13 protein-coding genes are annotated in these 12,723 nt (G+C 30.7%); 8 read left to right on the plus strand and 5 right to left on the minus strand.

What is annotated here, in order from left to right:
* Positions 1-307 precede the first annotated feature (307 nt).
* Entirely contained in the window at positions 308-616 is a 309-nt protein-coding gene (locus tag WG951_RS16630; protein WP_105048057.1) for a GIY-YIG nuclease family protein, read from the plus strand.
* Positions 617-1,639: 1,023 nt separating this feature from the next.
* Here the strand turns inward: WG951_RS16630 and WG951_RS16635 are convergent.
* Complete coding sequence (locus tag WG951_RS16635; RefSeq protein WP_105048058.1) at positions 1,640-2,533, minus strand: transporter; 894 nt, start codon at positions 2,531-2,533, stop codon at positions 1,640-1,642.
* A 315-nt stretch (positions 2,534-2,848) separates the two neighbouring features.
* On the opposite strand from WG951_RS16635, the gene WG951_RS16640 reads away from it, so the two are divergent.
* The 3 genes from WG951_RS16640 (at position 2,849) to WG951_RS16650 (ending at position 5,079) form a co-directional block, all read left to right on the plus strand.
* Positions 2,849-3,883 carry a quinone-dependent dihydroorotate dehydrogenase gene (locus WG951_RS16640; protein WP_105048059.1) on the plus strand — a complete coding sequence of 345 codons (1,035 nt, stop codon included), beginning with the start codon at positions 2,849-2,851 and terminating at the stop codon, positions 3,881-3,883.
* 110 nt (positions 3,884-3,993) lie between these two features.
* A complete protein-coding gene (locus tag WG951_RS16645) occupies positions 3,994-4,608 on the plus strand; it encodes a LysE family translocator (protein WP_105048060.1) in 615 nt (204 codons plus the stop codon).
* Between the two features lie 312 nt (positions 4,609-4,920).
* Positions 4,921-5,079, plus strand: a complete 159-nt coding sequence (locus WG951_RS16650) for a YqaE/Pmp3 family membrane protein (RefSeq protein ID WP_105048061.1) — start codon at positions 4,921-4,923, stop codon at positions 5,077-5,079.
* Between the two features lie 46 nt (positions 5,080-5,125).
* Here WG951_RS16650 and WG951_RS16655 read toward each other — a convergent pair whose 3' ends face one another.
* The 4 genes from WG951_RS16655 to WG951_RS16670 are packed head-to-tail and all read right to left on the minus strand — an operon-like array spanning position 5,126 to position 7,207.
* Positions 5,126-5,464 carry a tRNA-binding protein gene (locus WG951_RS16655; protein ID WP_105048062.1) on the minus strand — a complete coding sequence of 113 codons (339 nt, stop codon included), beginning with the start codon at positions 5,462-5,464 and terminating at the stop codon, positions 5,126-5,128.
* Position 5,465: 1 nt separating this feature from the next.
* Positions 5,466-5,933 carry a DUF962 domain-containing protein gene (locus WG951_RS16660; protein ID WP_105048063.1) on the minus strand — a complete coding sequence of 156 codons (468 nt, stop codon included), beginning with the start codon at positions 5,931-5,933 and terminating at the stop codon, positions 5,466-5,468.
* A gap of 56 nt (positions 5,934-5,989) precedes the next feature.
* A complete protein-coding gene (locus WG951_RS16665) occupies positions 5,990-6,526 on the minus strand; it encodes a YfiT family bacillithiol transferase (RefSeq protein WP_105048064.1) in 537 nt (178 codons plus the stop codon).
* Complete coding sequence (locus WG951_RS16670; protein WP_105048065.1) at positions 6,527-7,207, minus strand: tetratricopeptide repeat protein; 681 nt, start codon at positions 7,205-7,207, stop codon at positions 6,527-6,529.
* A 196-nt stretch (positions 7,208-7,403) separates the two neighbouring features.
* On the opposite strand from WG951_RS16670, the gene WG951_RS16675 reads away from it, so the two are divergent.
* From WG951_RS16675 to WG951_RS16690, 4 genes are all read left to right on the plus strand, one after another.
* On the plus strand, positions 7,404-8,324 hold the full coding sequence (locus WG951_RS16675) for a 1-phosphofructokinase family hexose kinase (protein ID WP_105048066.1): 921 nt from the start codon (positions 7,404-7,406) through the stop codon (positions 8,322-8,324).
* A 656-nt stretch (positions 8,325-8,980) separates the two neighbouring features.
* Positions 8,981-10,378 carry a 3-isopropylmalate dehydratase large subunit gene (leuC, locus tag WG951_RS16680; protein ID WP_105048067.1) on the plus strand — a complete coding sequence of 466 codons (1,398 nt, stop codon included), beginning with the start codon at positions 8,981-8,983 and terminating at the stop codon, positions 10,376-10,378.
* Positions 10,379-10,470: 92 nt separating this feature from the next.
* Positions 10,471-11,070, plus strand: coding sequence for a 3-isopropylmalate dehydratase small subunit (gene leuD / locus WG951_RS16685; protein ID WP_105048068.1), 600 nt, complete (start codon positions 10,471-10,473; stop codon positions 11,068-11,070).
* Between the two features lie 23 nt (positions 11,071-11,093).
* Complete coding sequence (locus tag WG951_RS16690; RefSeq protein WP_105048069.1) at positions 11,094-12,614, plus strand: alpha-isopropylmalate synthase regulatory domain-containing protein; 1,521 nt, start codon at positions 11,094-11,096, stop codon at positions 12,612-12,614.
* Positions 12,615-12,723: the final 109 nt, after the last annotated feature.

Below are 12,723 nucleotides of genomic sequence, written 5' to 3' on the forward strand. Positions count from 1 at the left end.
TTGTTTAGCAATTATAAATTCCTGCTTTCGCAGGAAAGACAAAAAAGAAGAGTAATTTTAGAGATACAAAAGAATAAGCATACCTGTCATTCCTGCGTAGGCAGGAATCCAAACAAACTAATCAGAATGGTTAAATGCTAAAATTTAAAAGAAGTAGTTCTTAAATGAATTTTTAAGAGTTATTTTGTTTAGCAATTATAGATTCCTGCCTTCGCAGGAATGACAAAAAAAGAGTAATTTTAGAAATATAAATGAATTAATAAATCTGTCATTCCCGAGTATACAAGAACCCAAACTTCAAAAATAAATGAAAACAATCCATCAATATTATGTTTATCTTTTAGCAAGTAAAATTAGAGGGACATTATATATTGGTGTAACAAATGATTTACAAAGAAGAGTTTATGAACACAAAATGGGAATCAAAAAGGGTTTTACACAAAAGTACGGTGTAAATAGGTTGGTTTATTTTGAGACGTTCGAAAATATTGAAGAAGCTATTACAAGAGAAAATAATATGAAAAAGTGGAAACGCGATTGGAAAATTAAATTAATTGAGGAAGAAAATGTTCAATGGCTAGATTTAGCTAGCGATTGGTATGATGATATTTTATAGCGTTTGTCATTTCTGTTTTCGTAGAAATCCAAACAAACTATTTAGAATGACTAAATGTTAACTTTTAAAAAGAGTAATTTCTTAAATGAATTTTAAGTACTATTTTGGCTACCAATTATAGATTATTGTTTTCGCAGGAATGACAAAAATGTGTATAAATATCAAAAATATAAAAAAAAATAAGCATGCTTGTCATTCCTGCGTAGACAGGAATCCAAACTAACTTGAAAGAACGCTTAATTGTTAACTTTTAAAAGAAGTAATTTTTAAATGAAGCTTTAAGTGCTGTTCTGTTTACCAATTATAGGTTCCTGCTTTCGCAGGAATGACAAAATGAGTATTAGTATCAGAAATATAAAAAAAATAAGCATATCTGTCATTCCTGCGCAGGCAGGAATCCAAACAAACTATTTAGAATGGTTAAATGTTAACTTTTAAAAGGAGTAATTTTTAAAATGAATTTTTAAGTACTATTTTGTCTATCAATTATAGATTCCTGCTTTTACAGGAATGACAAAAAGTAAGACTAGTGTCAGAAATATAAAAAGAATAAGCATACTTGTCATTCCTGCGCAGGCAGGAATCCAAACTAACTTGAAAGAACGCTTAATTGTTAATTTTTTAAAGAAGTAATTTCTTAAATGAAGCTTTAAGTGCTGTTCTGTTTACCTATTATAGATTCCTGCTTTCGCAGGAATGACAAAATGAGTATTACTATCAGAAATATAAAAGAATAATCATATCTGTCATTCCTGTGTAGACAGGAATCCAAACAAATTATTTTAGAATGACTAAATGCTAACTTTTAAAAGTAGTAATTTTTAAAATGAATTTTTAAGAGCTATTTTGTCTATCAATTATAGATTCCTACTTTGTAGGAATGACAAAAATTAAACTGTCTCTACTCCAGTTGGTTTTCTAGATGCTTAAAAAGGTTGTTTTAATAATTCTTCTATAGAAAAACTTAAAATCAAAAAAGCTCGTAATTTCTCACGAGCTTTTTTAGTCTTTGTTAAATAATCCTTATATGTTAAGGTTGTAAGTTAATCCAACAGAAAAGTTAGTCGATTTACCAATATTACGACCGTCAATTACGCTGCTAAAACCTAGACTAGCACCTAATTCTGGAATGATGTTTTTGTAAATAGTTGCACCAATTCTTGTGTATTCTACTTTTGTTTCAGGAAAATTACCTGCAAAAGTACTATCAGTAATATCTACACCATCAGTAGAAGCTAAATAATCTAACCAACCTTCTACATAAATAAGAGAACTAGCATATCCTATTTTTGTTGTTGCATAATATGCATTTGGGACATCAAATTTTGCTCCACCAGCAGTATTGTCTGTTTTTCCTCTAAATTGGTAAGAATTTAAAATAGTAGCAAAAAGTCCTGCATCGTTTTGTAAATGTAAACCTGCTGTTAAGTTTGTAGAAAAGGCATTGTTACCAAGAGATAAAATTCCATTTGGTTCGTAATCTGTAGGGATATCAAAACTTAAACCAGTTATTACATCTAAATTTACTTTATTAAAATTAAAAGTATATGCATTGTATTTTAATCCGATAGAAATATCTTGAAAACCATCTTGTTCTGTAGTTCCGTTTACAGGATCTGCAGCACCATTTCCTTTAGCAGAAATATAAGGAGCATTTAAAACAACCGATAATTTGTTTGTAATACCGTATTTAGCATAAAGACTATAAACGTTTTGGTCAATTTCATTATGAACAGGAACTGCATCCATTTTAGTTTCTCCTGCATAAAATTTTTCATAATTACTAGATGTGTAAGAAGCTGTAATAGATAGATCTCCTTTTTTAGGAGTAAATCCATCGAGTAAGCCTTGGGCATTTGTTTGTGTTGTTAATAGTAGACCAAAAATTAATCCTGATACTAATTTTGTTGTTTTCATTTTTTATGGTTTTAATAGTTCGGTTGCTTGGTCGAAGGCAAATTATTTTAATTACAACAGGGTTGATTTTTTTTTAATTTTTTTTTAATTCATTGGTTTTTTATGGAGTTTGTAGGTTCTTTATTAATTTATTAAAGAATAGATATTTTATATCGTTGTTTTTTTTGATATACCTAAGTGTTTGTTTTAAATAATGTTTTTTTTTAGTTACTGTTTGTGATTTTTTAAATTGAAATATGTTTTAGAGTTTAATCGCTATAAAATGTGTAATTTTGAAAACTAGAAATAAGCTACTTAAATTAATTCTAGTAAAGCATGTACAAATCTATTGTAAGACCAATTTTCTTTTTATTCGATCCCGAAAAAATTCATTATTTTACCTTCTCTTTAGTTAAAACACTTTGTAAAATTCCTTTTGTTTCTTCGATATTTAGAAGCTTATATGTGGTTGAAGACAAGCGTTTAGAAAAAACTTTATTCGGAATTACTTTTAAAAATCCTGTTGGTTTAGCTGCTGGTTTTGATAAAAATGCTGTTTTGTATAACGAATTGGCAAATTTTGGTTTCGGTTTTATAGAAATAGGAACCGTTACTCCAAAGGGACAAGCAGGTAATCCGAAGAAAAGATTGTTTCGTTTAAAAGACGATCAAGGAATTATAAATAGAATGGGGTTTAATAATGACGGAATGGAAGCTGCCATTAAAAACCTTAAAAAGAATAAAGGACAGGTTGTTATTGGTGGAAATATTGGTAAAAATACAGCAACTACTCCAGAAAATTATACAGAAGATTATTGCGAAGTTTTTAAAGAACTGCATCCTTATGTAGATTATTTTGTACTAAATGTAAGTTGCCCAAATGTTGGTAGTCATGCAAAATTGAACGATAAAGATTATTTATTAGAGTTAATTTCTGCTTGTAAAAACTTAAATAATAAAGAAAAAATACAGAAGCCAATTTTACTTAAAATTGCGCCAGATTTAAATAATATTCAGTTAGACGAAATTATAGAACTGGTAAGTGAAACAAAAATAGATGGAGTAATCGCTTCGAATACTTCAACAAATAGAGAAAATCTAACAGTTTCTAAAGAGCGTTTGGCAGAAATTGGTAATGGAGGTGTAAGCGGTCAACCAGTAAAAAATCAAAGTACAGCGGTTATTAAATATCTAGCCGATACATCAAATAAATCTTTTCCTATTATTGGAGTAGGAGGTATTCATTCTGAAAAGGATGCTTTAGAAAAATTAAATGCAGGTGCAGATTTAGTGCAAGTGTATACTGGTTTTATTTATGAAGGACCTGGTTTGGTAAAACGTATTAATAAAGCCATTTTAAAACAACTTTAGGTTTTATAATTGTAGCTATTTCTCTGCTTAAAAGCGTTTCTGAAAATAAGTTTATATTTAAGGGTTAAATAAATTTCATTTCAGAATGATATTTCAAGGATTAAAAATTTATGATAGAAATTCTAATTTCTTTTGCAATAGCAACTTCTATTTTATCACTTTCTCCAGGCCCAGATAATATTTTTGTACTTACACAAAGTATTGTTAACGGAACAAAATATGGGTTGGCAACAGTTATTGGTTTAATGTCTGGTTGCCTTGTTCATACTACCTTAGTTGCTTTTGGGGTTTCTGCAATCATCAAAGAAAATGAAAGTCTTTTTTTTATCATTAAATTAATAGGAGCAAGTTATTTAATATTTTTGGCGTACAAAGTATTTAAAAGTGATGCAAAAATTGTTTTATCTAATGATGGTGTTAAAAAAGAATCAATAGCTGCGTTATTTAAAAAAGGGTTTATCATGAATGTCTTAAACCCAAAAGTGGCTTTGTTTTTTTTAGCCTTTTTTCCTCAGTTTTTGTTTTCTAATACAATCTCAACCGTTATTCAATTTTATACTTTAGGAGGCATTTTTATTTTAGTTTCCTTTTTAGTTTTTGGAATGATTGCTGTTCTTGCAGGTAGTATTTCTAACTACTTAAAAGAACACGCTAAAATAGGAGTGTATTTAAAATGGGGACAAATAATAGTATTTGTCTTTATTGCAATTATGATTTTGTTGTAATTACTTGTTGTGTGTTTTTATCTTTTTTAATTCTAAAATGTCACTTCGAGTGATTTTGTAATATGAAAAAAAGGTATTGAAAACATTTAAGGACATATAAATTATTGCCTCTTTATTAAGTTGGTATATTTCTATAGAGAATGCTAAAGTAATTAAAAACACAGTTCTTTTTATAGAACAAAAGATGGGGGAAATAAAGATGTTGTTTTTACAGACAATGCAATCGTTAGAGGTTTTTGGTTTAATAATGTTTGGCATTGTAACAAAACGAAAACTTAAACGTCTTATTTATGTAACCAACTAAATATAAAAATGAGTTTTATAAGAGTATTATTTGCTATTTTCTTTCCGCCACTATCTGTAATAGACAAAGGTTGTGGATCTTTCTTTATTATCTTTTTGCTAACACTTTGTGGATGGATTCCTGGAGTAATTGGTGCTTTGGTAATTTTAAATAATCCGAAGAATTAAGGAGCATTTATTTAGGATAAATAACCGTATTGAAACCTATAAGGAATTAAGAAACCTGTTCTCCGTTTTTAATTTCTTTAGAAGGTTGTAATAATACCACATTTCCTTCTAGATTATAAACACCAATAACCAAACATTCGCTCATAAAGTTAGCAATTTGTCGAGGTTTAAAGTTTACAATAACAGAAACCTGTTTGTGTAATAAATCTTCTTTGGTATATAAATCTGTTATTTGTGCACTCGATTTTTTAATGCCTAAAGCACCAAAATCAATTTTTAATTGATAAGCAGGTTTTCTAGCTTTAGGGAAATCATTCACTTCTATAATGGTTCCTATTCTAATATCTACTTTTAAAAAATCTTCGAAGGTTATTTCGTCTTTCATATTATTTTTTCTTCATTCCTAATTTCTGTATCACCCATAATGGCCCTATCAATAAAAACTCTAAATCTTTTAAGAAAGAGGGTTTAGCACCTTCTACTTTATGCCCGTAAAACTGACCAATCCAAGCTAAAACAAAAATAATGATGGATGCATACAGTAGGTTTACATGATTACCTATTAAAAAATTAGCCATAATTGATATTAAAATAATAAAGAGCATTTCAATAAAATACCAAAAGCCCAAACGCAGATAAAAAATAGAAATAACAAGCCCTACAACTACTGCCCAATTTTCTAGTAAAGGATTAGAAAGTGCAAAAGTGTTTTCTAAAAAGCTAGTTGGTATACTCATTAGTAAACCAATAACGCTAAAAAAAATTAGAGGAACACAAACGTAATGTATGGCTTGGTTTGTTTCATTTTGATGACTTACAGCGTATTCATCAAAATATTCTTTGGCAGTTTTCATAAAATTGATATTAATAACCTACAAGATAACTATTTTTTATAAAAAAGGAATCGTTATTATTTCCAACCATTTCTAATCATAAGTTCTTCTATGTGTGCAAAATGATGTTTGCTGTGCCAAGCATAAATACAAATGTTTTCTTTTAAACTAACCTCTTTATGACCAACAGGGTGAATAAATGTTGTATTTAATTCGGCCTCTGTTAAACCATTTAAAAAATACACCCATCTAGAGTGCAAAGCCTTTAAAGCATCAATAGATAAAGAGATAGGCGCAGTTTTAGCATCATGTAATTCTGCCCAACGTTCTTCATAATAGGCCTTAATTACGGGCTTATCTTCTGTTAATGCCCATTTAAAACGGGTATACGAATTTTGATGGCTATCATAGCAATGATGTACCACTTGTCTAATAGTCCAACCGTTTTCTCTATACGGAGTATCTAATTGGTTTTCAGATAAATCTCTGGTTAAAAATTCTAATTCTTGAGGAAAACGTTCTAAAATAGAAATCCAGTCTTCAATGTTTTTTTTGGTGATATTTTCAGGGACATTTGTTCTCCCTATTGGATATTTTAATTCTTCTAGTGTCATTTATTTCTTTATAATTTTTTTCAAAAAACGTTTAGAACTGCTGTTTTCTGGGTTTATAGATAACGCTTTTTTAAAGTTGATAATTGCATTTACTGTATCTTTTTTTAATAAATAAGCTTCTCCCATGCTATCAAAAACGTTTGAACTTTCTGGGTATAAGATAGCATTTATTTTAAAAATCTCTAAAGCGTCGTCAAAATTATCTTTTTTAATAAATGTATAACCTAACTTGTTTAATGTGTGTTGATTAATGGTTGGGTTTAAAGAATCCTTTTGTTGAATCACTTTAAAAGCTTCCAAGGCTTTGCTAAATTCTTTGGCTTCAAAATATTCGTGAGGCGTTTTTTCATCATTTAATAATTTTCTAAAATGATATTTTACACCTTTGTGTTCTCTTTTTTCAGCCAATTCAATATGCATTTTTGGTTGACGTACAAAGAGTATTTTTTCGTTTAACTCTTTCATATAAAAAGCGCTGTCACTAACTTTTAATAATTTTAAATCATTATTACCACGCCATTTTGCATAAAGTAGGTGTTCTTTAAAATAGATTTCTATTACTTCGTTATCATTAAATAAATAACGTCCTTGTGTTGCAGTTATAAAATCTTCAGAGTTTTTTTGCGAAGTACAACTAGCTAATAAAAAAAGGAAAAATAAAGGAGTTAGAAAGTTTTTCATGGTAGGTTGGTTATAATGAGTACATTATTTAGACGACCAATACCCTTACATTGTTACAGTTTTTTATCAAAAAAATCCATGAATATTCATTTATTAGATTGAAAATTAGTTTTTGATTTTATCAAATAAAAATCAATAAAAAAAGGTTACTAATTTTTTTAAAAACTATCTTTACTAGTATCAAAAAATAAAATAAATGAAAGTTGTAACACTTACCATAAATCCTGCTTTAGATAAAAGCGCAAAAGTTGCAGAAATGACTCCTTTTGATAAATTAGAATGTTCAGATATTACCTATCATCCAGGTGGTGGAGGTGTTAATATTTCAAGGGTGTTACATCGTTTAGCTATAGATAGCCATTGTTTGTTTCCTTATGGAGGTAAAACAGGCGAGCATTTAAAAGATTTATTAAAAGCGCAACATATCAATGTTTTTGCAACACCGATTTCTATTTGGACTAGAGAAAATTTTGCCGTGTTTGATGAGAAAACAGGCTTGCAGTTTAGATTTGGTATGCCAACCACTCCTTTTAATGAAGTAGAAATGGAATCGGTAGAAAAGTTGATAAATGAGCAAGTAGAAAACAACGATATTTTTGTAATTAGTGGTAGTTTACCAGTTGGTTTGCCAACAGATTACTATTCTAAACTCATTCAGAATTTAACAGCAAAAGGCGTAAAAGTAATTGTAGATACTTCTGGTCCCGTTTTTAATGAAGTTTTAAAAAATGAGTTGTTTTTAATAAAACCCAATCAAAAAGAATTGGCACGTTTAGCAGGAGTAGAAGCGCAAACAAAAGAAGAGCAAGAAGCTTTTGCTTTAAAAATGGTTGCAGATCAAATAGCTCAATATGTGGTAGTTTCTTTAGGGAAGGACGGTGCATTTATAGCGCATAAAAACGGAATAGACTATGTGAGCGCACCAGTAATTTCTGTAAAAAGTACCATTGGTGCGGGAGACAGTATGGTGGCGGGTTTAATTTATGCCATTACACAAAACGAAACGCCTAAAAATATGTTACGATGGGGAGTTGCTTGTGGCGTATCCGCCACCTTAAGTGAAGGGTCTGATTTGGCACACAAAATAAATATTGATAAAATTTTGAAACTAGTTTAAGCTTTTTTCTATAATTTTTTGAAGCTATTTCCTGCTTTCCACTATATCTTTTTATTCTTGTTCGGTTTACTATTTTGTAAACTGCGGCAATCTCTTTTTAGTTAGCAGATTGCTTCGTTGCTTGCAATAACGGTTTTAATAAAGTCATAAAAAGGATGCCGTTTCAATCAGGGCTAAGCCAATTTGCAAACGTTATTTACAAGTAGTTATTAATGACTATTTTTTAATAACGTGTACATTTTTTTTTAGTTATTGAATCTTATAAAAGATGTTTTTTTATCAATGGAAAAAGAAAAGAAATAAAAGAAAAATATTTCTCGTCACTCTTTTGTTGTTCTGTATAAATGACAATTTGTTTTATTTTAGGTGTAGTTTGTTGTTAAGAATAAGACATAAAGAGAAGCTTATTTTAATATTTTAAGCCCCATTTTATCACTTTTATAGAATTAAAATTAAAGAATTATCATAAAAATTAAAGACTCCATAAAATAAATAGACATCGTATTTTTTTAGAGGTTAATTTGTTGTTTATCAGCATTGTATAGGGTGGTTTAACAGTTGGGTATAATATACATAAATATTTTCAGCAGCTTAAAGCAGAATATATTCTTATTTTTGGTAGCTGATTATCATTTAAATAATTAAAGAACAAACAAATGGCAAATACATTATTTGACAAAGTATGGGATTCACACGTTGTTCGTCAAGTTAAAGACGGACCAGATGTGTTTTTTATCGATCGTCATTTTATTCATGAAGTTACAAGTCCCGTAGCTTTTTTAGGATTAGAAAGTAGAGGAAACAGTGTTTTATATCCTGAGCGTACTTTCGCTACAGCAGATCATAACACACCAACTATAAACCAACATTTACCGGTAGCAGATCCTTTATCTGCAAATCAGTTAGATGCTTTAGAAAAAAATGCTGCAAAACACGGTATTTCTCATTGGGGTTTAGGAGATCTAAATAATGGAATTGTACACGTTGTAGGACCAGAAAACGGAATTACATTACCTGGTGCAACTATTGTTTGTGGAGATTCTCATACATCTACGCATGGTGCTTTTGGTGCTATTGCTTTTGGTATTGGTACTTCTGAGGTAGAAATGGTATTGTCTACACAATGTATTATGCAGCCAAAACCTAAAGCGATGCGTATTAACGTAAACGGAAAATTAGGTTTAGGTGTAACGCCTAAAGATGTTGCTTTATACATTATTTCTAAGCAAACAACTTCTGGTGCAACTGGTTATTTTGTAGAGTATGCAGGAGATGTTTTTGAAGACATGTCTATGGAAGGTCGTATGACTGTGTGTAACTTATCTATAGAGATGGGAGCACGTGGTGGTATGATTGCACCAGATAACAAAACATACGAATATTTAAAAGGTCGTGCTCAAACTCCTAAAGGAGCAGATTGGGACAAGGCAATGAAATATTGGGAAACTCTTTATACAGAAGAAGGAGCAGAATTTGATGTAGAATTTAATTATGATGCAGCAGATATTGAACCAATGATTACTTACGGTACAAACCCAGGAATGGGAATGGGCGTAACAAAATCGATTCCTACTGCAGAAAGTTTAAAAGGTGGAGTAGATACTTACAGAAAATCTTTAGGATATATGTCTTTTAACGAAGGCGATTCTATGATTGGTAAAGAGATTGACTTTGTGTTTTTAGGTTCTTGTACAAACGGACGTATCGAAGATTTTAGAGGTTTTTGTTCTATTGTAAAAGGAAGACAAAAAGCACCTAATGTTACGGCTTGGTTAGTACCAGGTTCTCACAAAGTAGTAGATCAAATAAAAGCAGAAGGTTTAGATAAAATTATTACAGACGCAGGTTTTGTATTAAGAGAACCAGGTTGTTCGGCTTGTTTGGCAATGAATGATGATAAAATTCCATCAGGAAAGTTATCCGTTTCAACATCAAACAGAAACTTCGAAGGAAGACAAGGACCAGGATCTAGAACCTTATTAGCATCGCCATTAGTGGCTGCAGCATCTGCAGTTAGTGGCGTTGTTACAGATCCAAGAACGTTATTAGTATAAAAGTTATAAAGTACAAAAGTTAGAAAGTAGTTTGATAAAGTTTTTTAAACTTTAAGAACTTTTAAACTTTCAACTTTACAAACAATAAAAACATGGCTTACGATAAATTTGAAGTACTTACAAGTACAGCATATCCTTTACCTACAGAGAATGTAGATACAGATCAAATAATTCCTGCTCGTTTCTTAAAAGCTACTGAGCGTAAAGATTTTGATATTAATTTTTTCCGTGATTGGAGATACAATGCAGACGGAACACCAAAAGCAGATTTTCCTTTAAACAAAGAAATTTATGCAGGTTCTAAAATATTAGTTGGAGGTAGAAACTTTGGTTCTGGTTCTTCTAGAGAGCACGCAGCTTGGTCTGTGTACGATTTTGGATTACGTTGTGTAATTTCATCAGCATTTGCTGATATCTTTAAAAACAACTGTTTAAACGTAGGGGTTTTACCTGTACAAGTTTCAGCGGAATTTGCAGATACTTTATTTGCAGCAATTATGGCAGATCCTAAAACAGAAATTAAGGTTGATTTACCAAACCAAACGGTAACGTTAGTGGCTACAGGTGAGTCTGAATCTTTTGTAATTAATACTTACAAAAAAGACAATATGTTAAACGGTTTTGATGATATCGATTATTTAAAAAACATCGAAAACGAGATTACTTCTTTTGCTGAAACAAGACCATTTTAAAAAATATTTTTTAAGGTTGCAATATGGCAAGTAGAAAGATTGAAATAATGGATACGACACTGCGTGATGGAGAACAAACATCAGGAGTGTCGTTTTCAGTTTCTGAAAAATTAACAATAGCAAAATTATTACTCGAAGAATTAAAAGTAGATCGCTTAGAAATAGCATCTGCCAGAGTTTCTGAGGGGGAATTAGAAGCGGTTAAAAAAATAACTTCTTGGGCTACAGAGCATAATTTTTTAGAGAATATAGAAGTGTTAACTTTTGTTGATGGCGGAAAATCTATCGATTGGATGCTAGATGCTGGTGCAAAAGTTCAGAATTTATTAACCAAAGGTTCTTTAAATCACTTAACACATCAACTTAAAAAAACACCAGCACAACATTTTGCCGACATCAAAGAAAATATCGAGTCCGCTGCTTCACATGGTATTAAAACCAATGTGTATTTAGAAGATTGGTCTAACGGAATGCGTAACTCTAAAGAGTATGTTTTCGAATATTTAGATTTTTTAACAGCTCAAAATGTAGAACGTGTTTTATTGCCAGATACTTTAGGTATTTTAACGCCAGAAGAAACGGCCGATTTTATAAAAGAAGTTTGCCATAAATACCCAACTACTCATTTCGATTTTCATGGTCATAACGATTATGATTTAGGAGTTGCCAATGTTATGGAAGCTGTTAAGGCAGGTGCAAATGGTTTGCATTTAACCATAAATGGGATGGGGGAGCGTGCAGGAAATGCACCAATGGCAAGTGTTATTGCTGTGATAAATGATTTTTTAAAGGATGTAAAAATCACGGTTAATGAGAAAGCATTAAATAAAATTAGCAAGCTTGTAGAAACCTTTTCAGGGTTTAGAATTCCCGTTAATAAACCGGTTGTAGGTGCAAATGTATTTACACAAACAGCAGGAATCCATGCAGATGGAGACAATAAAAACAATCTTTATTTTAATGATTTAATGCCAGAACGTTTTGGTAGAAAACGTAAATACGCATTAGGTAAAACCTCTGGTAAAGCCAATATTCAGAAAAACTTACAAGATTTAGGTATCAGTTTAAATGATGAAGAGCTTAAGAAGGTTACCCAAAGAATTATTGAATTAGGAGACAAAAAAGAAGTTGTTTCTCAAGAAGATTTACCTTATATAATTTCTGATGTTTTAGACAGTGATACGATAGAAAAACGTGTTGTTGTAGAAAATTATGTTTTAGGACATGCAAAAGGAATGAAACCCTCTACAACTTTACAATTAAGAGTAGAAGGAGTGCAGTATGAGGCGCACGCACAAGGAGATGGGCAATTTGATGCCTTTATGAATGCATTGCGTAAATTGTATAAAAGGCATAGTAAAAGAGATTTACCGTCTTTAATTGATTATGCAGTTAGAATTCCTCCAGGAAGTAATTCTGATGCCTTGTGTGAAACCATTATTACCTGGAAATTAGAAGAAAAAGAATTTATAACTCGTGGGTTAGATTCAGATCAAACAGTATCTGCAATTAAAGCCACAGAGAAAATGTTGAATATAATATAGCTGGCAGTAAGCAGTATTCAGTAGCAGTAGCAGTAAGCAGTTAGTTATTCGAGTGAAAACTGTTTGTCATTTCGAGTGATTTTCGATTTTATGAGAAAATAGTATCGAG

This window comes from Polaribacter butkevichii (assembly GCF_038024105.1).
Classification (GTDB): domain Bacteria; phylum Bacteroidota; class Bacteroidia; order Flavobacteriales; family Flavobacteriaceae; genus Polaribacter; species Polaribacter butkevichii.